21 protein-coding genes are annotated in these 22,045 nt (G+C 72.5%); 2 read left to right on the top strand and 19 right to left on the bottom strand.

All coding sequences use genetic code 11. The features are described 5' to 3' along the window. Window positions 1-18: 18 nt before the first annotated feature. From ACZ4SV_RS30140 to ACZ4SV_RS30085, 12 genes are all read right to left on the bottom strand, one after another. Window positions 19-327: a DUF2469 domain-containing protein gene (locus ACZ4SV_RS30140; protein ID WP_014675276.1), complete on the bottom strand. Its 309-nt coding sequence runs from the start codon at window positions 325-327 to the stop codon at window positions 19-21. Window positions 328-383: 56 nt separating this feature from the next. Next, on the bottom strand, window positions 384-914 hold the full coding sequence (locus tag ACZ4SV_RS30135; protein WP_468007963.1) for an NUDIX hydrolase: 531 nt from the start codon (window positions 912-914) through the stop codon (window positions 384-386). Next, on the bottom strand, window positions 904-1,689 hold the full coding sequence (gene lepB / locus ACZ4SV_RS30130; RefSeq protein ID WP_468007961.1) for a signal peptidase I: 786 nt from the start codon (window positions 1,687-1,689) through the stop codon (window positions 904-906). Before lepB (ACZ4SV_RS30130) ends, ACZ4SV_RS30135 begins: the two co-directional genes overlap by 11 nt. 120 nt (window positions 1,690-1,809) lie before the next feature. Then, window positions 1,810-2,694, bottom strand: coding sequence for a signal peptidase I (lepB, locus tag ACZ4SV_RS30125; RefSeq protein ID WP_468007959.1), 885 nt, complete (start codon window positions 2,692-2,694; stop codon window positions 1,810-1,812). After that, a complete protein-coding gene (gene lepB / locus ACZ4SV_RS30120; protein ID WP_365872036.1) occupies window positions 2,663-3,769 on the bottom strand; it encodes a signal peptidase I in 1,107 nt (368 codons plus the stop codon). Before lepB (ACZ4SV_RS30120) ends, lepB (ACZ4SV_RS30125) begins: the two co-directional genes overlap by 32 nt. Further along, on the bottom strand, window positions 3,762-4,460 hold the full coding sequence (gene lepB / locus ACZ4SV_RS30115) for a signal peptidase I (protein WP_468007956.1): 699 nt from the start codon (window positions 4,458-4,460) through the stop codon (window positions 3,762-3,764). Before lepB (ACZ4SV_RS30115) ends, lepB (ACZ4SV_RS30120) begins: the two co-directional genes overlap by 8 nt. 45 nt (window positions 4,461-4,505) lie before the next feature. After that, on the bottom strand, window positions 4,506-4,856 hold the full coding sequence (gene rplS, locus ACZ4SV_RS30110) for a 50S ribosomal protein L19 (RefSeq protein ID WP_468007954.1): 351 nt from the start codon (window positions 4,854-4,856) through the stop codon (window positions 4,506-4,508). A gap of 135 nt (window positions 4,857-4,991) precedes the next feature. Next, entirely contained in the window at window positions 4,992-5,825 is an 834-nt protein-coding gene (trmD, locus tag ACZ4SV_RS30105; protein ID WP_468007952.1) for a tRNA (guanosine(37)-N1)-methyltransferase TrmD, read from the bottom strand. After that, window positions 5,825-6,376: a ribosome maturation factor RimM gene (rimM, locus tag ACZ4SV_RS30100; protein ID WP_365872030.1), complete on the bottom strand. Its 552-nt coding sequence runs from the start codon at window positions 6,374-6,376 to the stop codon at window positions 5,825-5,827. The genes trmD and rimM overlap by 1 nt, the downstream gene beginning before the upstream one ends. 82 nt (window positions 6,377-6,458) lie before the next feature. Beyond that, window positions 6,459-6,698 (bottom strand): RNA-binding protein, encoded by a 240-nt coding sequence (locus ACZ4SV_RS30095; protein ID WP_005479813.1) that lies wholly within the window; start codon window positions 6,696-6,698, stop codon window positions 6,459-6,461. Window positions 6,699-6,703: 5 nt separating this feature from the next. Beyond that, window positions 6,704-7,126, bottom strand: a complete 423-nt coding sequence (rpsP, locus tag ACZ4SV_RS30090) for a 30S ribosomal protein S16 (protein WP_365872027.1) — start codon at window positions 7,124-7,126, stop codon at window positions 6,704-6,706. Between the two features lie 314 nt (window positions 7,127-7,440). Next, complete coding sequence (locus ACZ4SV_RS30085) at window positions 7,441-8,037, bottom strand: hypothetical protein (protein WP_365872025.1); 597 nt, start codon at window positions 8,035-8,037, stop codon at window positions 7,441-7,443. A 519-nt stretch (window positions 8,038-8,556) separates the two neighbouring features. Between ACZ4SV_RS30085 and ACZ4SV_RS30080 the strand changes: the two genes are divergently transcribed. Beyond that, window positions 8,557-9,435: a class I SAM-dependent methyltransferase gene (locus ACZ4SV_RS30080; protein WP_468007949.1), complete on the top strand. Its 879-nt coding sequence runs from the start codon at window positions 8,557-8,559 to the stop codon at window positions 9,433-9,435. Window positions 9,436-9,491: 56 nt separating this feature from the next. On the opposite strand, the gene ftsH is transcribed toward ACZ4SV_RS30080, so the two are convergent. From ftsH to nsdA, 6 genes are all read right to left on the bottom strand, one after another. Beyond that, complete coding sequence (ftsH, locus tag ACZ4SV_RS30075) at window positions 9,492-11,432, bottom strand: ATP-dependent zinc metalloprotease FtsH (RefSeq protein WP_468007947.1); 1,941 nt, start codon at window positions 11,430-11,432, stop codon at window positions 9,492-9,494. A gap of 89 nt (window positions 11,433-11,521) precedes the next feature. Then, window positions 11,522-13,075, bottom strand: coding sequence for a signal recognition particle protein (ffh, locus tag ACZ4SV_RS30070; RefSeq protein ID WP_365872021.1), 1,554 nt, complete (start codon window positions 13,073-13,075; stop codon window positions 11,522-11,524). 156 nt (window positions 13,076-13,231) lie between these two features. Then, window positions 13,232-15,739: a [protein-PII] uridylyltransferase gene (locus ACZ4SV_RS30065; protein ID WP_468007945.1), complete on the bottom strand. Its 2,508-nt coding sequence runs from the start codon at window positions 15,737-15,739 to the stop codon at window positions 13,232-13,234. A gap of 28 nt (window positions 15,740-15,767) precedes the next feature. Next, window positions 15,768-16,106: a P-II family nitrogen regulator gene (locus ACZ4SV_RS30060; protein WP_171152440.1), complete on the bottom strand. Its 339-nt coding sequence runs from the start codon at window positions 16,104-16,106 to the stop codon at window positions 15,768-15,770. Beyond that, window positions 16,103-17,440: an ammonium transporter gene (locus tag ACZ4SV_RS30055; RefSeq protein ID WP_468007943.1), complete on the bottom strand. Its 1,338-nt coding sequence runs from the start codon at window positions 17,438-17,440 to the stop codon at window positions 16,103-16,105. Before ACZ4SV_RS30055 ends, ACZ4SV_RS30060 begins: the two co-directional genes overlap by 4 nt. 343 nt (window positions 17,441-17,783) lie before the next feature. Further along, a complete protein-coding gene (nsdA, locus tag ACZ4SV_RS30050; RefSeq protein ID WP_468007941.1) occupies window positions 17,784-19,262 on the bottom strand; it encodes a transcriptional repressor NsdA in 1,479 nt (492 codons plus the stop codon). A gap of 510 nt (window positions 19,263-19,772) precedes the next feature. On the opposite strand from nsdA, the gene ACZ4SV_RS30045 reads away from it, so the two are divergent. Continuing rightward, entirely contained in the window at window positions 19,773-20,435 is a 663-nt protein-coding gene (locus ACZ4SV_RS30045; protein WP_365872013.1) for a bifunctional DNA primase/polymerase, read from the top strand. A 242-nt stretch (window positions 20,436-20,677) separates the two neighbouring features. Here ACZ4SV_RS30045 and ftsY read toward each other — a convergent pair whose 3' ends face one another. Continuing rightward, window positions 20,678-21,880: a signal recognition particle-docking protein FtsY gene (gene ftsY / locus ACZ4SV_RS30040; protein WP_365941725.1), complete on the bottom strand. Its 1,203-nt coding sequence runs from the start codon at window positions 21,878-21,880 to the stop codon at window positions 20,678-20,680. Between the last annotated feature and the right edge of the window lie 165 nt (window positions 21,881-22,045).

The raw sequence follows: 22,045 nt of genomic DNA, 5'->3' as shown, positions 1-22,045 counted from the left end.
CATGGAACCGCAACGTCATCAGCCGCCCGGCAGCTCCAGATCGCTCTTGTTCAGCTCCTCGATGTTCACGTCCTTGAACGTGAGGACGCGGACCTGCTTGACGAAGCGAGCCGGCCGGTACATGTCCCAGACCCAGGCGTCGGCCATCGTCACCTCGAAGAAGACCTCGCCCTGCACCGAGTGCACCTGCATCTCGTAGTCGTTGGTGAGATAGAAACGCCGCTCGGTCTCGATCACGTATTTGAACAGACCGACGACATCTCGGTACTCCCGGTAGAGCTTCAGCTCCATCTCGGTCTCGTACTTCTCGAGGTCCTCGGCGCTCATGGCATGTTCCCCTTCAGCCGTGCGATCCCACCATTGTGCGCCAGTCCTGGGGGCCCTCAGACGATTTCCGTGTCAAGGGTCACGGGTCTGGCGGGGGGACCTTCGACGAGCAGCGTGCGCAGCAGCCCGGCGAGTCTGGTCGGGTACACCGTCTCACGTGCCCGGGCCAGTTCCCGACACGTCCACCAGCGCGCTCCGACGACGCTGCGCCGTTCCAGCTCCGTCAGTCCCGTGGCCGTGGTCACCGTCTGGCTCGTACGGGCCAGGTAGTACCACTCGTCCTGGTCCCAGCGGCGGCCCGCGAACGGGAACGAGCACCGCCGCCGCCAGAGCACCGGGCCCAGTTCGACGTCGGTGATGCCGGTCTCCTCGGCGAGTTCGCGCAGCGCCGCCTCCTCGCGTGTCTCGGCGCCCTCCAGGCCGCCGCCGGGCGTGAACCACCAGTCGTCGGAGGGGTCGTCGGGCTCGTGGCCGTGCAGCAGCAGGATGCGGTCCGCGGGGTCGAGCAGGACCACCCGGGCCACCTTGCGCACACCGGCGCCCGGACCCTCGCCTTCGAAGACCTCGTCCCCCGGCTCAGCGGGCACCGGCCGCCTCCGGGCGGGTCGTGGTGGTGCGGGAGCGGCCGAGGCGGGCGGCGACCGGGCCGTAGGCGCCGCCGCCGAGGACCAGGACCGCGCCGGCCAGGATCAGCAGCTCGATGGTGCGCAGCGGGCCCGGCCGGGAGAGCGCGCCGAGCGTCTCGAAGCCGGTGGGGCGCTGGAGCCCGCCCTTCCAGGGCCAGACGACGGCGTCCACGCGGGCGGAGACGGCGTCCCGGGAGACGGTGCCCCGGGCCGCGTCGGTGAGGTGGGCGGTGGAGTCCAGGGAGCCCTGGCGTTCGTCGCCGAGGAGGAACAGCCGGCCCTCCGGGACGGTCACCGCGGCGAACTTCTTGTTCCCGGCCAGGCCGTCCGCGGGCAGGTACGGCTCCTCGATCCGCTTGCCGTTGACGGTCAGCCTGCCGTCGGTGCAGCAGGAGACGGTGTCCCCGCCCACGGCGACCACCCGCTTGACCACCTTGGCGTCGCTGACCCAGTCCCGGTCCTCGAAGACGACCACGTCACCGCGGCGCACCTCGTCGCCGTCGACTCGCTGGGCCAGCACCCGGTCGCCGACGCCGATGGTGGGCGACATGGAGGCGGTGGGCACGGTGTACGGCCGGTAGACCACCGCTCCCCAGGCGAAGCCGCCCAGGAACAGCACCAGGCCCAGCGCCACGGCCAGTCCGGAGATCCGCTGCCCGAGCCGGCCGCCGCCGGCCGGTGCCGTGCCGGTGCCGCCGCCGTGCGGGGCCGTACGCGTCATGCTCTCGCCACCCATGGACCCGCACCCTACCCGGCGGTACCGAGCGGGGGCAGCCCCTCTTCCGCGGCCCCCGCCTGCGTGCGGCCCCCGCCCGCGGGAGCCCTCGCCCCGCGGCCGGGGCGGCGGCGGTCGGGGCTACTGCTTCCCGGCGCTCGCGCGGGCCGTGCGCCGGCGCCGCCACACCACCACCGGCAGCACCGCGGCGACGGCCACGCCCTGCGGGGCCACCGGCAGGGACGCGGCGGCGGAGGTCTGCTCGCCGAGGCCGGGCTGGTCGAAGGTGTCCGGGATCGGCAGGGTGCCCCAGCGGTTGACCGGCCACGCCTTGACGATCGCGCGGCCGACGACCTTCTCGACCGGGACCATGCCGTGGTTCACGTCGGACTGGTTGTAGCGGGAGTCACGGGAGTTCTGGCGGTGGTCGCCCATCACCCAGATGAAGCCCTTGGGCACCTTGACCTTGAACTGGCCGCCCTGGTCGTCCACGCTGCACGGCGTGTTGCCGGGGTAGACGTACGGCTCGTTCAGCGCCTTGCCGTTAACCTTCAGCGGGCCGCTGTTCTTGCACTCGACCGTGTCGCCGCCGACTCCGATCACCCGCTTGATCAGGTCCTTCTCCTCCGCCGAGGGCATCAGGCCGATCCAGCTGAGGAATTTCTGCACCGGGTTCGGCGTCGGGGTCGGCTCGCCCGCCAGCCATTCGTCGGGGTCGTGGAAGACGACGACCTCGCCGCGCTCGGGCTTGGAGCCGAACCACGGGGTGAGCTTGTCGACCAGGACGCGGTCGCCCTGCTGGAGGGTGTTCTGCATCGAGTCGGACGGGATCGAGAACGCCTGGACCAGGAACGTCTTGATCAGCAGCGCCAGGACCAGCGCGATGCCGATCAGGATCGGCAGTTCCTTCCAGAAGGACCGCGGCTTCTTCGGCCGGCGCGTCCCCTCGTCCGTGTCCGCGGCGCCGGGCCGCTCGTCCTGCGGGGCGCCCTCGTCACCCGCCGTCCCGTCGTTCCGGGAGGTCATGCCGCCGTCCGGTACGGGACCGTCCGGGGCCACGGGGTGCCCGCGGTTCTCCTCGCCGTCGTGTCCCGACCGTGCGCCAACCGCCACATCCCCCACGCCAACTCCTCACTCCGTGCCGCCGCCTGCCCCAGACTCGGCGCAGGCCCACCACTCCCATAACGAGCGGGAGTTCCGCAGGGGTCGGGAGCTGGGTCATTCCGTTCCGGTTCTCGGGGGCAACCCTATGCGACGGCCGGGAAACGGCGGCCGTCCCCGGCGCCGAGTCGGTGACGCTTGCAAAGGTTTTAGGTTCCTCCAGGCGCGTCCAGTGGCCGACCGGCCAGCCGATGACCATGGCCCGGCCGACGACCGAGTCCACGGAGACCGTGCCGCCGTAAGGCGTGTCCTGGTGGAAGCGGGAGTCCGCGGAGTTGCCCCGGTGGTCGCCCATCACCCACAGCCGGCCCTTGGGCACGGTGATGTCGAAGGGCTGGGCGGAGGGGACGTCGCCCGGGTAGAGGTAGCCGCCCTCGGTGAGGGGCACGCCGTTGACGGTGACGCGGCCCCGGGCGTCACAGCATCTGACGTGGTCACCGCCGACTCCGATGACCCGCTTGATCAGGTCCTTCTCGTTGTCGGACGGCAGCAGCCCGATGAAGCTGAGCCCTTCCTTGAGCTGTTTGACGACGACGGGAGCGGACTTCCCGGCGGTCTGCTCGTCCTGGAGCCAGCCGCCCGGGTCGTGGAAGACGACGACGTCCCCGCGCCGCGGTTCGGAGCCGAACCAGGGCGTGAGCTTGTCGACCAGCACCCGGTCGCCGATCCGGATGGTCTGCTCCATGGACCCGGACGGGATCACGAACGCCTGGACCAGGAACGTCTTCAGGACGAGCGCGATGAGGACGGCGACCCCGACCAGCAGGGGGATCTCCCGGACGGCGGAACGTCTGCGCTTGCGCTTGACCTTGCGCTGGAGCCTGCGGCGCTCCGCGCGCGTGCGGCCGCCGCCGGGCGCGGAGGCGCGGCGGGCCCCGGTGGGCAGCAGGTTGCCGGCCGGTCCGGCGGGCACCCCGCGCGGCTTGCCGCGGCTACCCATGCGCGCCCTCCGCCGCGGCGGGCACGCGCGCGTAGGCGGCCGGGCGGGTCAGCCGCGTCCAGTGGGAGTACGGCCAGATGATCCAGTCGGCGCGGCCGATGACGTCCCCGACCGGGATCATGCCGCCGCCGGGCGAGCCGAGGTGGTCGCGGGAGTCGCTGGAGTCGTCGCGGTGGTCGCCGAGGACGAACAGGCGGCCCGGGGGCACGACGACGTCGAAGGGCACGCTGGAGGCGCCGTCCCCGGGGTAGAGGAACGCGGTCTCGTCCACCGGCCGGCCGTTCACCTCGATCCTCCCCCTCGTGTCGCAGCACGTCACATGGTCTCCGCCCACCCCGACCACGCGCTTGACGTAGTCGGCGTCCCCGAAGTACCCGGTGCCGTCGAACACGATCACGTCACCGCGGCGCGGCGCGGCACCGAAACGGTACGCCACCTTGTTTACGAGGATGCGGTCGCCGATCCTCAAGCCCTGCTCCATGGATCCGCTGGGGATCTCGAAAGGCTGCGCCACGAAGGCGTTCAGGAGCAGCAGGAACGTCAGGCCGGTGAGCACACAGAGGGTGATCCGGCCGCCCGGGAGCCAGTCGGCGGCCCGGGCCGCCCACGCGAAACGCGACCGTCCCTCCGCCCCCGGGGAACCGGGAGGGGAGGAGCGGTCGCGTTCCGTCTGCTGTGCTTCGGTGTCCATCGGGGCCAGATGCTATCCGGCTCCGCTGTGACCGAGGGACAAGCGTCAGCTGTCGCGCTTCTCCTTGATCTTCGCGGCCTTGCCGCGCAGCTCACGGAGGTAGTACAGCTTGGCGCGGCGCACGTCACCGCGGGTGACCAGCTCAATCTTCTCGACGATCGGGGTGTGCACCGGGAAGGTGCGCTCGACGCCGACGGAGAACGAGACCTTGCGGACCGTGAAGGTCTCGCGGACGCCGGAGCCCTGGCGGCGGATCACCACGCCCTTGAACTGCTGCACACGGGAGCGGTTGCCCTCGATGACGCGCACGTGGACGTTGACGGTGTCACCCGGGCGGAAGGCCGGGATGTCGGTGCGCAGCGACGCGGAGTCGACGGTGTCGAGCAGGTGGGACATTTCGTCTGCTTTCCTCGCTGATGCCACAGGTCATCAACGGAAACTAGGGGTTCCAGGAGGAGTGCCGTGCGGATCGGGGCGGGCGTCGTGTCCCCCTGTGGCAGGGGCGCACGCCGGACGGCGCACAGCAGCGGCCTATTCTTCCACGCTCTCGGCCCGGCGCCAAAATCGGCCGTACGGCTCGCCGTCCGGGTCGGGTTCCCAGCCCAGGATGGAGAGCATCTCGCGGTCCTTCTTGTCGAAGGTCTTCGGGTCGCAGCGCTCGATCAGGTCGGGCCGGTGGGCCGTCGTACGCCGCAGGGCCTCGTCGCGGCGCCAGCGGGCGATCTTGCCGTGGTGGCCGCTGAGCAGCACCTCGGGGATGTCCCGGCCGCGCCAGACGGGCGGCTTGGTGTAGACGGGCCCTTCGAGGAGGCTGGCCATCGCGCCGGGCGCGAAGGAGTCGTCGCGGTGGGACTCGGCGTTGCCGAGGACGCCGGGCAGCAGCCGGGCGACGGCCTCCGTGACGACCAGGACGGCCGCCTCGCCGCCGGCGAGGACGTAGTCGCCGATGGAGACCTCGTAGACCGGCATCCGCTGGGCGTACTCGTCCACGACGCGCCGGTCGATGCCCTCGTAGCGGGCCGGTGTGAAGATCAGCCAGGGGCGTTCGGACAGCTCGACGGCGAGTTCCTGGGTGAAGGGCCGGCCGCTGGGCGTGGGCACGATCAGCGCGGGGGTCCGTGCGCCGGTCTCGTAGCCGTCGGCGAGGACGGTGTCCAGGGCGTCACCCCAGGGGCCGGTCTTCATCACCATGCCGGGGCCGCCGCCGTACGGGGTGTCGTCGACCGTGTTGTGCCGGTCGTACGTCCATCCGCGCAGGTCGTGCACGTGGACGTCGAGCTGTCCGCGCGCGCGTGCCTTGCCGACGAGGGAGACGTTCAGCGGTTCCAGGTACTCGGGGAAGATGGTGACGACGTCGAGACGCATCACGCCTCGTCCCCGGCGTCCCGGGTGGACGCGATCTCGGCGCGGTCGTCGATCAGGCCCGGCGGGGGCGTGATGACGGCCCGCTGCTCCTCCAGGTCGATCTCGGCGACGATCTCCTCCACGAAGGGGATCAGCACCTCGCTGCCGTCCGGGCGCTCCACGATGAACAGGTCCTGCGTGGGCAGGTGGGAGATCTCGGTGATCCGGCCGACCTCCGTGCCGTCCGCGGTGACCACGTCGAGGTCGACGAGCTGATGGTCGTAGTACTCGTCCTCGCCCTCCGGCAGCTCCTCCGGGTCCACCTCCGCGATCAGCAGGGTGTTGCGCAGGGCCTCGGCGCCGGTGCGGTCGGTGACGCCCGCGAAGCGCAACAGCAGACGGCCGCTGTGCACCCGCCCGGTCTCGATGGTCAGCGGTCCCGCGGCGGCGGGATCGGTGGCGAGTACGGCGCCGGGGCCCAGCCTCAGCTCCGGCTCGTCGGTACGTACCTCGACGGTGACCTCGCCCTTTACGCCATGGGCACGGCCGATCCGTGCGACTACCAGCTGCACCTGTACAAATCTCCTGTCATACGACTGCGGGCCGGGGACGGCCCAGTGGCCCTCCCCGGCCCGAGCCGGTTGCGATGAAGCGTCAGCGGACGTGGTCCACATCGACCAGGTCGACGCGGACACCGCGGCCGCCGATGGCGCCCACGACGGTACGCAGAGCGCGCGCGGTACGGCCGTTGCGGCCGATCACCTTGCCGAGGTCGTCCGGGTGCACCCGGACCTCCAGCACGCGTCCGCGGCGCAGATCACGCGAGGCGACCTGCACATCGTCAGGGTTGTCGACGATGCCCTTCACGAGGTGCTCAAGCGCCTCTTCGAGCATGCTGCTCAGGCCTCGGTCGACTCAGAGGACTCAGCAGCCGCCTCGTCCTTCTTCTCGGCCTTCTTCTTCTGGGTGATGGCCTCACCCTTGCCCTCGTCGTCGCCGCCGAGAGCCTCGAACGACGGACGGGCCGGCTTGGGCTCGGCGGTGAGCAGCGGCGCGGGGGCCGGCTCGCCCTTGAACTTCTGCCAGTCGCCGGTCTTCTTCAGGATGGCGAGCACGGGCTCGGTCGGCTGCGCGCCGACACCCAGCCAGTACGCCACCCGCTCGGCGTCCACCTCGATGACCGACGGGTGGTAGGTCGGGTGGTACTTGCCGATCTCCTCGATGGCCCGGCCGTCACGGCGGGTACGGGAGTCGGCGACGACGATGCGGTAGTGAGGCGAACGGATCTTGCCCAGACGCTTCAGCTTGATCTTGACTGCCACTGGAGTGGGTTCTCCTGGATTTGACGTGGTTGGGCACGGCGAGACGCCGCGTGGGGTTGCGGTACCCGAGTGCCCGATGGACGCGTCAGCCGGAGGAGAGAGGGGTCCTTTGCGGCTGTCGAGTACAGCTAGCCATTCTGCCACACCCGCGCCCCGCTTCCGGCCGGGGGCGCCGGGCGGACGCCCCGGGCAGGCCGGTGGGGCACCCGGCGTGGAGGTGAGGTCACGTCGGGTGCGCCGTCCGGTGCCGGGGCCGCCGGCCGCGCCCGGGGCCTGTCCGGCCCTTCGGGGCGGAGGGGAAGCGCCGGGCAGGCCTAGGCCGCTCCCACGACGTCCGGGATCCGGAAGGGCTTGCCGCAGCCGCCGCAGACGATGGGCGCCTGGGCCAGGACCGACGGCACGACGCGGACGTTGCGCCCGCAGTCGCACACCGCCTTGACCCGCACGCCGCCGCCGGAGGAGCCGTGCCGGGCGGCCGGGCCGCGGAAGGTGCGCGAGGTGTCGGACGAGGTGGCCACGGTGTGGGCCTTCAGCGCGCGCTGGAGCCGGTCGATGGTCGGGCGGTAGCGCCGCTTCGCCTCGGGATTGAGCGTGACCAGCGAGAAACCGCTGCTCGGGTGCGGCTCCTCGGAGTGGTCCAGGCCCAGTTCCTCGGCGATCGCGAGGAAACGGCGGTTGTGGTAGCGGCCGGCCCGGGAGGTGTCACGGACGCCCCGGGCGGCGGCGATGCCGTGGACTGCTTCGTGGAGCAGTCGCTCGAAGGAGAGCTCGTGCCCGCACGCGGACGACGACTCCCCGATCAGGGACTCTGGTGCGGCAAGGTCGGGCAGCTCGGGGTGGTACCGCTGAATGTCGGCCCACGCCTGCGCCAGCTCTGCGGCGAGAACAGGTGGTGTCTGTGTCGTGCTCACGTAATCACAACGAGCGGAGGTACCTCCGTGTTCCTATTCCGGGGCATCTCAAATAATTTGCACGTACCCGTCAGTTGCCGCTGATGTGTCCTGACGAGGGCGGGTGCGCTGATCTGCCCAGAAGGCGCGCAGCTCCGCCCAAGCTGGTGCGTAGGCCCCGCCGCGCGTCCCGTGGCGAGCGCCCCGGTGACGGTGACCGGCCCATGCGCAAGGGGGGTTTCGGCCGCTCTCGGCCCGTCGTCCCGCCCGGGCCGGCGCCGCCGGTCCGCGTGAGGTTACCGGGTGCCGTCCGGCCCCCCGCCACCGCCCCGTCCCCGTGTGCGCCCACCGTACGGCCGCGCAGATTGCCGGCAGGTGAATTCTCGCCACTCCCGTGTCCGCGGCCCAAGCCGGGCGCCACAACCCCTGGACGGCACCGCGAGCCGGGAGTTACCTGGCATAGGTGGAAGGGCGCGCGCACGGCACGGGGGCCACGCAACCGGGCGCCGCGACGAACCGTCGGCGGATTGGGGCGCTTCTATGACACCTACGCTCGTGCGGCAGCACGTGTCCCCCACGGCCTCCGCATCCGGCGTGGACCCGGGCGCACGCGCGCGTGACTGGTCCGAGATCCAGGAACGGATGCTGGTGCCGCTCTACGAAGCCGTGTACGACCGGCTCGACGTGGGCCCCGCCAGCCGGCTGCTCGGCCTGCGCTGCGGTTCCGGGCTCGCCCTGCTGATGGCGGCCGCGCGGGGCGCCGCCGTCACCGGTGTCGACTCCGCCTCGCCCGAACGGCTGGCCCTCGCGCGCGAGCGCCTGGCGCCGGACAGACCCCGCGGCCGCGGACCCGCCGGCGGCGGGCGGGCGCGGACCGCGCCCGGACTCCTCGGCGCACCGCCCGCGCCCTCGACCGCCACCCGGGCGGACCCGTACACCCTGGTCACCGTCTTCGAGCCGGTCGGCGGCCACGCGGACGACCCCGAGGGGCTCGGCGCGCTCCTCGCGGGTGTGCTGCCGCTGGCGGCGCCCGGGGCCGCCGTCGTGCTGACCGGCTGGGGACCGCCCGAGCGCTGCGCGACCTCCTCGGTGCTGCGCGCGGCCGCCGGTCTCGCCGGTCCGCCGCCCGGTGCCCGCGGCTGGCGGGCCGCCCGGCGCGACGACCTGGAGGAGGCCGCCGCGCGGGCCGGGCTGCGGCCGGACGGCTCGGGCCGGGTCGCCTGCCCGTTCGGCTACGCCGGCCTCGACAGCGCCGTACGCGGACTGCTGTCGACCGGCCTGTTCGACGCGGCGATCGAGGCGGGCGACGCCCAGCAGGTCGGCAAGGAGCTGACCGAGGCCCTGCACCCGCACCTGCGTCCGGACGGCACCGTGTGGATGCCGAACGTCTTCCGCTACCTGATCGCCCGGGTTCCCTAGGCTCTCTCGCCGGGATCAGGCCGGGATCAGGCCGGGATCAGGCCGGGACCGAGGTCCTAACCCTCGGCGTCCTTGGACAGGCGGGTGATGCCGGCGACCCGGTACGCGTCCGCCTCCTCCAGCGTCTCGTTCTCCAGCAGGGCGTGGGCGAGCGCGTCGAGCTGGGCCCGGTGGTCGCGCAGCTTGCGGCACGCCTCGGCGTAGCACTCGTCCACGACGCGGCGCATCTCGGCGTCGATCACGTCCAGGGTCCCCGGGGCCGCGGCGAGGCCGTACGCCTGCTGGGCGTCGTTCGGCAGCGCGGACAGCCGGCCCACCCGCTCGCTCATGCCCCAGCGCGACACCATGCCCCGGGCCAGGCGGGTGACCTGCTCCAGGTCGCTCTCGGAACCCGTGGTGATCTCGCTGTAGACCACCTGCTCGGCCGCCATGCCGCCCAGCGCGCCGATGATCCGGCCGCGCAGGTACTCCTCGGTGTACGCGTACTTGTCCGACTCCGGAGTGGACAGCGTGACGCCCAGCGCCCGGCCGCGCGGCACGATCGTGATCTTGCGGACCGGGTCGGCGCCGGGCTGCAGCATGCCCAGCAGGGCGTGCCCGCCCTCGTGGTACGCGGTGCGCCGGCGCTCCTCCTCCGGCATCACGAGCGGACGCTCCGCGCCCAGTTGGACCTTCTCCAGCGCGTCGGACAGGTCGGACCGCGTCACCCGCGACTGCTTCCGCTTGACCGCGAGCAGCGCGGCCTCGTTGGCGAGGTTCGCCAGTTCCGCGCCCGTCATGCCCGGCGTCGTACGGGCCACCTGCGCGAGGTCGACGTCGTCGGCGAGCGGGATCTCCCGGGTGTGGATCTCCAGGATGGCCTGGCGCCCGCCGCGGTCCGGCGGCGAGACCTGCACCACTCGGTCGAAACGGCCGGGACGGGTCAGCGCCGGATCGAGGATGTCGGCGCGGTTGGTGGCCGCGATCACGATGACGCCCTCCGCACCGGAGAAGCCGTCCATCTCGGTGAGGATCTGGTTCAGCGTCTGCTCGCGCTCGTCGTGCCCGCCCATCGACGCGCCGCCGCCGCGCGCCCGCCCGATGGTGTCGATCTCGTCGATGAAGATGATCGACGGCGCCACCTTGCGGGCCTCCGCGAACAGCTCCCGCACCCGGGAGGCGCCCACGCCCACGATCATCTCGATGAATTCGGAGGCCGAGGCGGAGAAGAACGGCACGCCGGCCTCGCCGGCCACGGCCCGCGCCAGCAGCGTCTTGCCGGTGCCGGGCGGACCCGCGAGCAGCACACCGCGCGGCATCTTGGCGCCCATCCGGCGGTAGGCGTCGGGGTTCTTCAGGAAGTCCACGACGTCGTTCAGTTCGCCCTCGACCTCGTCGATGCCGGCCACGTCGGCGAACGTGGTGCGCTTCTGCCCCGGCACCAGTTCCACCGGCTTCGGCGGCGCCTTGCGGCCGAGCATGCCGCCCGCTCCGCCGAGCCCCGCTCTCATCCGGCGGGCGATGAACACCCAGACGGCGATCAGCAGCAGCATCGGCGCCAGCGAGATCAGCAGGTTCGACAGGAAGCTGCGGTGCTGGACGACCGGTTCGGCGGTGACCGTGACCTTGTTCCTGGTCAGGCTCGCCCACAGGTCGTCGTGCGCGAAGGACGGCCGCTCGGTGTTGAACTTGGTGTACGCGCCGCCGCCCCCGGGGCTCTTCCGCTCCTTCTTGAGCTGGCCCTGGATGGAGTCGCCCTTGGCGTAGATCTTGGCGACGTTGCCGTCGTTCACCTGCCTGCTGAACTCGGTGTACGAGATCGTCGGCTCGTTGGCCTGGTCGACGTACGACAGCACCAGGTTCGCGATCAGGTACACGACCAGCGCGGTGAGGACCAGCCGCCACCAGCCGCCCCGCATCCTGCCCCCGCCGGGCGGCGGCTGCGGCGGCTCCTCCGGGGCGCCCTCGGTACGCCATGGCTGGTCCGGCGACTTGCGCGGCGGAGCAGGGTTGGTCATACGGGGACGGTACGACACGGCTCCGGCACCGGCATGCGCAGGGGGCGCCCTTCCCATGGAAGAGCGCCCCCCGCGGCGTACGGACCGGGTCAGCCCATGAACTTCTTGAACTCGTCCGGCAGCTCGAAGTCCTGAGCGCCCTGCTGCGGCAGCCCGAAGGCGTTCCCGCCCTGCGCGGCGGCGGCCTCGCGGCGCTGGGCCTCCTCCAGCTCCTGCTGCCTGCGCTTCATCGGGTTGCCGGAGCGCTGCTTGCCCTTGGCCTTCTTCTGCTGCTTCTTCTGCCGGCCGGGCCCGCCGCCCATGCCGGGGATCCCCGGCATGCCCGGCATACCGCCGCCCTGCGCCATGCGCGACATCATCTTGCGGGCCTCGAAGAACCGGTCGACCAGGTTCTTCACCGCGCTGACCTCGACACCGGAACCCCGCGCGATACGGGCGCGGCGGGAGCCGTTGATGATCGTCGGGTCCTGCCGCTCGGCCGGGGTCATCGACTTGATGATCGCGGCGGTGCGGTCGACGTCCCGCTCGTCCAGGTTGGCGATCTGGTCCTTGATCTGGCCCATGCCCGGGAGCATGCCGAGCAGCTTGCTGATGCTGCCCATCTTCCTGACCTGTTCCATCTGGGACAGGAAGTCGTCCAGGGTGAAGTCCTGGCCCTTCTTGGACGCCAGCTTCGAGGCCATCTTCTGGGCCTCTTCCTGGCTGAACGTCTTCTCCGCCTGCTCGATCAGGGTGAGCAGGTCACCCATGTCGAGGATGCGGGAGGCCATCCGGTCCGGGTGGAACGCGTCGAACTCGTCCAGCTTCTCGCCGTTCGACGCGAACATGATCGGCTTGCCGGTGATCTGCCGGATGGACAGGGCGGCACCACCGCGGGCGTCGCCGTCCAGCTTGGAGAGCACCACACCGTCGAAGCCGACACCGTCGCGGAACGCCTCGGCCGTGTTGACGGCGTCCTGGCCGATCATGGCGTCGACGACGAAGAGGATCTCGTCCGGCGAGACCGCGTCGCGGATGTCCGCGGCCTGCTGCATCATCTCGGCGTCGATGCCGAGGCGGCCGGCGGTGTCCACGATCACGATGTCGTGGACCTTGGACTTCGCGAAGTCGATGGAGTCCTTGGCGACCTTCACCGGGTCGCCGACGCCGTTGCCCGGCTCCGGCGCGTACACCGCGACGCCCGCGCGCTCGGCGACGACGCTGAGCTGGTTCACCGCGTTCGGGCGCTGGAGGTCGCAGGCGACCAGCAGCGGGGAGTGGCCCTGCTCCTTGAGCCACTTGCCCAGCTTGCCCGCGAGGGTGGTCTTGCCGGCGCCCTGGAGACCGGCCAGCATGATCACGGTGGGCGGCTGCTTGGCGAAGCGGAGCCGGCGGGTCTCGCCGCCGAGGATGGTGACCAGCTCGTCGTTGACGATCTTGAGGACCTGCTGGCCGGGGTTGAGGGCCTTGGAGACCTCGACGCCGAGGCACCGCTCCTTGACGTTCTTGATGAACGTGCGGACCACGGGCAGGGCGACGTCGGCCTCGAGAAGCGCGATGCGGATCTCGCGCGCCGTGGCGTCGATGTCCGCTTCGCTCAGCCGGCCTTTCCCGCGGAGGTTTTTGAAAGTCGCGCTGAGGCGGTCGGAGAGAGTATCGAACACGGCGGCTTCGGTCCTCGGAGTCGGGGGCGGTCTGAGCGTCTTCCAGGGTATCCGGCCCGGCAAGGCGACGGTTCCCGCCCGCCGCATTCGGCGGACGGGGCCCACCCCGGCGGCCGCCGGGACCACAGCGGGCCGGCGGCGGCCGGGGCCCGGGCGTCACGCCCGCAGGGTCTCCTCCAGCGCGCCCGCCAAGGTGCCCGCGTCCCCGGTGGGCAGGGGCGCGCCCGTGCCCGTCGTGACGTAGAAGGCGTCGACCGCGTTGGAGCCCAGGGTCGACACGTGCATGCTCCGCACCCGCACGCCCGCCTTGTCCAGGGCCGTGCCGATGCGGTGGAGCAGGCCCGGCGCGTCCTGGGCGCGGACCTCGATCACCGTGGCGTGGCGGGAGGCGGCCGGGGCCACCGTGACGCGGGGCGGCGGGGCGGTCCAGCCGCGGCGGCGCGGGTAGGCCGCGTCCCGTTCGGCGAGCCGTCCGGCGATGTCCAGGGAGCCGTCCAGGGCGCGCACGAGGTCGGCGCGCAGCCGGGCGGCCTGGGGCAGGGAGCCGTACTCGGCGGCGACCCGCCAGTTCAGCAGGAGGATCGCGCCGTCGTCGTCCACGTCCTCGGGCAGCGGCACGGCGCGCAGCTCCGCGGTGCGGACGGTGAGGCGGTGCACGGCGAGGACGCCGGCCACGGCGGGCAGGACGCCCGGCTGGTCGGGTACGGCGATGAGGAGTTCGACGCCGAGCGGTTCCGGGTCGCCGGGCTGTTCCGCGCCGGCCACGGGTTCGGTCTGGGCGCGCAGCGCGAGGACGGGGCCGCCGGTGCGGAAGGCCTCGATGGCGAGGCGCTCCTGCTCGGCGGTGGGCGCGGCGGGTTCGGGTTCCCCGGGCGCGTCGCCGGTGAGGACGGCGCGGACGCGGCGGACGAGGTCGGCGACGAGGGAGCCGCGCCAGGAGGACCAGGCGGCGGGGCCGGTGGCGAGGGCGTCGGCCTCGGTGAGGGCGTGCAGCAGTTCCAGGGTGCTCTGGCCGCCGACGGCTTCGGCGACCGCGCGGACGGTGGCCGGGTCGTCCAGGTCACGGCGGGTGGCCGTCTCGACGAGGAGGAGGTGGTGGCGGACCAGTGTGGCGATGACGGTGACGTCGGCGCGGTCGAAGCCGATGCGCGCGGCGACGTCCCGGGCGATGATCTCGCCGGCCACCGAGTGGTCGCCGGGCCAGCCCTTGCCGATGTCGTGCAGCAGAGCGGCGACCAGGAGCAGGTCGGGGCGGCTGACGCGGCGGGCGAGTTCGGAGGCGCGCACGGCGGTCTCGATCAGGTGCCGGTCGACCGTCCAGAGGTGGACGGCGTTGCGCTGGGGCCGGCAGCGGACCCGTTCCCAGTCGGGCAGGAGGCGGCTGATCAGTCCCTCGGCCTCCAGGGCTTCCCAGACCTCGACGGTGGGGGCGCCGGAGCCGAGCAGGGTGACGAGCTGTTCCCGGGCCTCGGCGGGCCAGGGCGTGGGCAGCGGGCGCACGGTGGCGGCCATGCGCCGTACGGCGTGCAGGGAGAGCGGGAGGCCGGCCTGTGCGGCGGCGGCCGCGGCGCGCAGCGGGAGCACGGGGTCGCGTTCGGGGCGTGCGGCGCGGGCGAGCACCACCTCGCCGTCCTGTTCGACGACGCCCTCGGCCAGCGGGGAGCGTTCCGTCACGGGTTTGCCGCCGCCGAGCATGGCGCGCAGCCGCGGCCGGACGGCGCGCGAGCGCAGGACGCGCCCCACTTCGCGCCAGGTGACGTCGCTGGCGTACGCGATCACGCGCGCCGCTTCGTAGACCTGCCGCAGCAGGATGTCGGCGTCGAGCAGGCCCAGGCCGGCGGCCACCTGGTCCTGTTCCTGGAGGGCGAGCCGGTCGGTGGCGCGGCCGGTGGCCAGGTGCAGGGCGTCGCGGACGTCGAGCAGCCGGCGGCGGGCGTCGGCCAGGCCCTCGCGCGGGGCGTCGGCGAGCCAGGAGGCGGCGACGGCGCGCAGGGCGGTGGCGTCGCGGAGGCCGCCGCGGGCCTCCTTCAGGTCGGGTTCCAGCAGGTACTGCAGTTCACCCTGGCGGGCGGCGCGCTCGGCGCACAGGTCGCGGAGTTCGGGCAGGCGCCTGGGGGCCTGGTTGCGCCAGTCGGCGAGGACGGCGGTGCGCAGCCCGGCGGTGAGGCCGAGATCGCCGGCGAGGTGGCGGGCGTCCAGCAGGCCGAGGTGGACCTTCAGGTCCTCGGCGGCCGTCTTGCGGGCCTCGGCGGGGGTGCGGACGGAGTGGTCGAGGGAGATGCCGAGGTCCCAGACCGGGTACCAGAGCCGGTCGGCGAGGGCGGCGACCGCGCCGGGGTCGGAGCCGTCGTGCAGCAGGACCAGGTCGAGGTCGCTGCGCGGGGAGAGTTCCCCGCGGCCGTAGCCGCCGACGGCGACGAGCGAGACGCCGGCGGGGCCGCTCCGCCGCCCTCCGTCGTCCTGCCGCCCGGAGCGTTGCGCCGCCGTCCGCTCCCCCGCCGCCGCGCCGAACAGTCCCGCGAGCCAGTCGTCGGTCAGCCCGGCGAGGGCGGCACGGCGCGGCGGCCCGGACCGCGCCTCCTCGGTGAGGAGGCGCAGCCGCGCCGCCGCGTAGCCGCCGGGTCCCGAGTCCTGCGTCCCTGTGTGCACATCCGTACCCGTCACCCGGCGACTCCTGTTCTGTTGCTACGGCTCAGAGCGCGTCCGGACCGCGCTCGCCGGTGCGGACCCGTACGGCGGTCTCCACCGGCAGGGACCACACCTTGCCGTCTCCGATCTTCCCGGTCCGGGCCGCCTTCACGATGACCTCGATCAGCTGCTCGGCGTCGTCGTCCTCGGCCAGCACCTCGACGCGGATCTTGGGGACGAGGTCGACGGTGTACTCGGCACCACGGTAGACCTCGGTGTGGCCGCGCTGGCGGCCGTAGCCGCTGGCCTCGGTCACGGTCAGTCCGTGGACGCCGAAGGCCTGGAGGGCCTCCTTGATCTCGTCGAGCCGGTGGGGCTTGACGACGGCGGTGATGAGCTTCACGCGTCCACCTTCCTGGTCTGCACGGCGGCCGGGGCCTGCGCGGCGGTCGTGACGACGCCGCCGCCGGCGCCGCTGAAGTCGTATGCGGTCTCGGCGTGCTCGGCCTGGTCGATACCGGAGATCTCCTCGTCCTCGGCGACCCGCATGCCGAGGGTCTTGTCGAGGAGGAAGGCGAGGACGGCGGAGACGACCAGCGAGTAGGCGAGGACGGCGAAGACGCCCGCGCACTGCTTCCACAGTTGGGTGAAGGAGTGGTCGCCGTAGAAGACGCCGGTGGCCGCGGACTGGCCCTTGCCGGTGGCGAAGAAGCCGATGAGCAGGGAGCCGAGGATGCCGCCGACCATGTGGACGCCGACGACGTCGAGGGAGTCGTCGTAGCCGAAGCGGAACTTCAGGCCGACGGCCGCGGCGCAGGCGACGCCGGCTATGGCGCCGACGGCGATGGCGCCGAGCGGGGAGACCGCGCCGCCGGACGGGGTGATGGCGACCAGGCCCGCGACCGCTCCGGAGGCGGCGCCCAGCGTGGTGCACGCGCCGTGCCGGATCTTCTCGTAGGCGAGCCAGGCCAGCATGGCGGCGGCGGTGGCGACCTGGGTGTTGACGAACATCAGCGCGCCCACGCCGTCGTCGTTGCCGAGCCAGGAGCCGGCGTTGAAGCCGAACCAGCCGAACCAGAGCAGACCGGCGCCCAGCATGACCAGCGGGAGGCTGTGCGGGCGCATCGGGTCCCGCTTGAAGCCGACACGCTTGCCGATGACGAGGATGACGCCGAGCGCCGCCGCGCCGGCGTTGATGTGGACCGCCGTGCCGCCCGCGAAGTCGATCACGCCCAGCTTGTAGGCCCAGCCGTCGGCGCCCCACACCCAGTGGGCGACCGGGACGTAGACGACGGTGACCCACAGGGCGACGAAGAGCGCCCAGGCGGAGAACTTCACCCGGTCGGCGAGGGCGCCGCTGATCAGGGCCGGGGTGATGATCGCGAACATCAGCTGGAAGACCATGAAGACGAAGACCGGGATGGTGTAGCCGTCCCAGAGTTCGGTGAGGCCGATGTCGCTGAGGCCGATCCAGTGGGCGTTGTAGCCGAGGAGGCTGTTGCCGCTGCCGAAGGCGAGGGAGAAGCCGTAGAGCACCCACAGGATCGTGACGATCCCGAGGCTGATGAAGCTCATCATCAGCATGTTCAGGGTGCTCTTGACGCGGACCATGCCTCCGTAGAAGAAGGCCAGGCCCGGGGTCATGAGCATCACCAGGGCGGAGCAGATGAGCATGAAGCCGGTGTTGGCGGACGACAGTCTGGGTGTGTCCGCCGCAAGCATGATGGCTGGTGCCATCGGCGTCTCCTCGTCGGTTGGTACGGCCCCGTGCGGGCGGTGCGTGAGCGGTCCGGTCGGGGTGAGGGGTGGCCGGTTATGCGCCACGAGACTGACGCAGCGCGGTTTCGGTGGAGGCCCCTCGTTGTTTCGCCCGGGTGACGAAGGCGTCCTGCGTGTTACGCGTCGGTGAAGCGCCGGATACCGGGTCGCGCGATCGTTATCGTGGCGCAACCTCGCGCGGACGATGCCCGCGGCGGGGAACAGGCCGGCCGCGGCGGGCCTCTCGATGACCTGGCATGGGGGAGCCGAGTCGGGCAGTTCGGGAGGCCCGGCCGCGGCCGGGGTTCGGGGTGGTGCCGGATCAGCTCGCCTCGGCGGCCTCCGGCAGTTCGACGGCCAGCTTGTCGGAGAGATCGGCTACGACGGCGAGGTCGCCGTAGTCCCGCACGGCCGTGTCGACCGTCTTGCGGATACGGGTGTTCACCCGCTCGGAACGGACCCTCTTGGCGACCTCCATGGCCTGCGAGACGCACTGCGTGCCGCACTCGGGCTCGCGCTGGAGCAGGTGCACGGTGGCCATGCCGACCAGGTTGAGCGCGTACGACCGCTGGTGGTCGCCGTCCTTGGCGAACAGCTCCACGGACCGCCGCATCAGCGGCTCGGCCAGGGAGGCGTAGGTGGGGCTGCGGCCGGCGACATAGGCGAGGTCGCGGAAGGAGTGGGAGGTCTCGCCGTACAGCTCGGCCTCGGAGAAGAAGCGGATCCAGTCGGGGTCCGGCTCGTCCCACTCGCCGGCCTCGGCGAAGGTGTCCTCGGCCATGCGGACGGCGCGTTTGGTCTTGGCGGGCTGGCCCATGTTGGCGTACGCGCGGGCCTCCATCGCATACAGCATGGACTGGGTGCGCGGGCTCGCGCAGTCGCGGCTGCCGTACTGGGCGAGGTGGATCAGCTCCAGGGCGTCCTCGGGCCGGCCGAGGTGGATCATCTGGCGGCTCATGCTGGACAGGACGTACGACCCGAGCGGCTTGTCGCCGGCTTCCTTGGCCGCGTGCAGGGCGAGCACGAAGTACTTCTGAGCGGTGGGCTGGAGACCGACGTCGTACGACATCCAGCCGGCCAGTTCGGCCAGTTCGGCGGCGATCTGGAACAGCTTGCGGGTGGTGGCCCCGGGCTGGGGTTCCTGGAGCAGGTCGGTGACCTCGTGCAACTGGCCGACGACCGCCTTGCGGCGCAGTCCGCCGCCGCACTGGGCGTCCCACAGGCGGAACATCCGCGTGGTGGACTCCAGCAGGTCCAGCTCGGGCCCGGACAGCCGGCCGGGCCTGCGCGGGTCCGGCGCGGGCTCGGGCCCGGCCTGGGCCGCGGCGGCCTGGGCGGGCACGAGCCAGCGCTGCATGGGCTCGATGAGCGAGGGGCCGGCGGACAGGGCGAGCGAGGCGCCGAGGAAGCCGCGCCGGGCGAGCATCAGGTCGCTGCGGGAGAACTCGCCGAGCAGGGCGACGGTCTGCGGGCCGGTCCACGGCAGGTCGACCCCGGAGGCGGCGGGCGGCTGGCGGGCGGCGCGCAGACCGAGGTCCTCGATGGAGACCACGCAGCCGAAGCGCTCCGAGAACAGCTCCGAGAGGATGCGCGGGATCGGTTCGCGCGGGTTCTCCCCGTCCAGCCAGCGGCGCACCCGCGAGGTGTCGGTGGAGATGTGGTTGGCACCCAACTGGCGTGCCCGGCGGTTGACTTGGCGGGCCAGCTCGCCCTTGGACCAGCCGCTGCGCACGAACCACGAGCCGAGCAGCTCGTTGGGGCGCTTGTCAGCGTTCGTCCCGCCTCCGCCGTTGCCGCCCACTGGAACGCCCCCATTTCTGAGACCACTTGTCGCCTGTGCGCTGCCGCTTGTCCCGCCTGTGCGCTGCCGCCCCGCCGGCGCGCCGCCGCCGGCGCGCCAAGCCCTATCAGCATGCCGGTGCCTACGGCGTTCCGTCCGCCGGTTCTCACCCTTCGAACGCGCCGGCGGCTTGCCTCCGGCATACCCACGGGTGCACGCACCCCCAGGACTCGCACACTCAGAGTAACCCCACGATTACCCATCAACCACCTGCATCACGGAAACGCCACCATTCGCCACCCCTTCGAATGAACTCACGACCAGCCAGGCGCGATTGACTTGACAGAGAGCGAGCGGACATCGGCGGACTGAGGCATACAGGGGCGCACGGTTCCGGATGTGCCACCCCGAACGCTTCAAGGCGCCGCCTTGATCACGGGCCACTCGGGCAGGCGGAGCCGTAGCGTTACGTTCCGCTTCCGTCTCGTTCCGTGTCGTAACCACCGGCGCGCACGACCCGTTGGAGGGGGCATGGGCTTCACGATCGGCGGCATCCGCGAGATCCGGTCCGGCACGCGCCGGCGCGGGCGGGCGGCGGAGGTCACCGCCGTCGCCGAGTTCACCGGGCTGTGGGGCTGGGACGTGCTGCCGGGGGCGCGGGCCGCCGGGGGTGCCTGCTCGTGCGGGCGCGCCGGCTGCCCGGAGCCGGGCGCGCATCCGCTGGAGTTCGCGCCGGCGGTCCCGGCCGGGGCCACGCTGGACGAGGTGAGCAAGGTCTGGTCCGAGTTCCCGGGCGCCTCGGTGATGCTGCCGGCCGGCCAGGCGTTCGACGCCGTCGAGGTCTCGGAGACGGCCGGCCGCCGCGCCCTGGTCCGGCTGGAGCGGATGGGTCTGCCGCTCGGTCCGGTCACCGCCGGCCCGGACGGCCGCGTCCACTTCTTCGTCGCCCCCGGCGCCGCCGCCGAGCTGCCCCGGCTGCTCTACCGCATGGGCTGGGACGACCCGGCCGCGCTGGACCTGCGCGGCCTCGGCCCCGGCGCGTACCTCACCGCGCCGCCGTCCGACCGGGGCGGCCTGGGCCCGGTGCGCTGGCTGCGCCCGCCCGCGCTGGACTCGGCGACCCGGCCGCCGCCGGCCCGGCTGCTGCTGGGCACCCTGGCATACGTGGCCCACCGGTCCCGCAGCCGGGACTGAGCGGCCGGCGGGGCGGGCGCCGGGGGCCGTTGACCGGACGGCGGCACGGGGCCCGTGACGTCGGCGGGACGGCCGGACGGCCGCTCCGGGCGGGGTGGGCGCCGTAGGGGAAAGGCGTGGTGCGTGCGGGAAGTGGGCCACCGCGCGCGAAGCACCGTGACACGAAAGCGCCCGCCGCCTCGGATGCGAGGGGGCGGGCGCTTTTCCGGTGTCCGGTCGGCGGGTCCGGTCAGCGGGTCCGGTCAGTCGCCGATCAGGGCGTCCACGAACGCCTCCGGCTCGAACGGCGCGAGGTCGTCCGCGCCCTCGCCGAGCCCGATCAGCTTCACCGGCACGCCCAGCTCGCGCTGGACCGCGATCACGATGCCGCCCTTCGCCGTGCCGTCCAGCTTGGTCAGCACGATGCCGGTGATGTCCACGACCTCGGCGAAGACACGGGCCTGCACCAGGCCGTTCTGACCGGTGGTGGCGTCCAGGACGAGCAGCACCTCGTCCAGCGGCGCGTGCTTCTCGACCACGCGCTTGACCTTGCCCAGCTCGTCCATGAGGCCGGTCTTGGTGTGCAGCCGCCCGGCGGTGTCGATGAGGACCACGTCGACCCCCATCTCCTTGCCCTCCTTCACCGCGTCGAACGCCACGGAGGCGGGATCGCCGGCCTCGGGGCCGCGCACGGTGTGGGCGCCGACGCGCTCGCCCCAGGTCTGGAGCTGGTCGGCGGCGGCGGCCCGGAAGGTGTCGGCGGCGCCCAGCACGACGCTGCGGCCGTCGGCCACCAGGACCCGGGCCAGCTTGCCGGTGGTGGTGGTCTTGCCGGTGCCGTTGACGCCGACGACCATCACGATGCCGGGCTTGCGGCCCTCGGGCTCGGTGCGCACCGCGCGGTCGACGTCGGTGCCGACCAGGTGGAGGAGTTCCTCGCGGAGCAGGGCCCGCAGCTCCTCCGGGGTGCGGGTGCCGAGCACCCGGACGCGTTCGCGCAGGCGCTCGACCAGTTCCTGGGTGGGCTGCACGCCGACGTCGGCGGTGAGCAGCGTGTCCTCGACCTCCTCCCAGGTGTCCTCGTCGAGGTGCTCGCGGGACAGCAGCGTGAGCAGGCCCTTGCCCAGGGCGTTCTGCGAGCGGGACAGGCGGGCGCGCAGCCGGATCAGCCGGCCTGCGGTGGGCTCCGGGATCTCGATCTCGGGAGCCTCGACAACGGGGGGCTCCTCTACGACGACCGGTGCGGGGCCGCCCGGGAGATCCACCTCCTCGATCGTCCGGCGCGGTTCGTCGCGCGGCGTCTCGGCCTCGTCGCCGACATGCGGCTCGGCCGGGGGCGCGGTGATGTCGGGCGCCTTCGGGGGCGGCGGGGGCAGCGGCTTCCGGCGCCGGCTGCCCACGATCAGCCCGCCGAGCGCGCCGAGCACGACCACGGCGATGACTACAGCAAGGATGACGGTTTCCATAACCCGACCAGTATCGGCCATGGGGTCCGCCGGGGGCCCGTTTGTGGCTTCCTCTGAGAGACAAACGCCACGTAAGGCGAGGACTCGGAGCAAAGTACGATGGTGGCACGTCTATCCACGCGCGTAGAGTCCCCACGTCCCCCTGTCCCCCCATGTCTGGCACCT

The sequence above is a fragment of the Streptomyces sp. NPDC027672 genome, from assembly GCF_055566335.1.
This window is presented reverse-complemented; position numbering and strand designations above follow the sequence as displayed.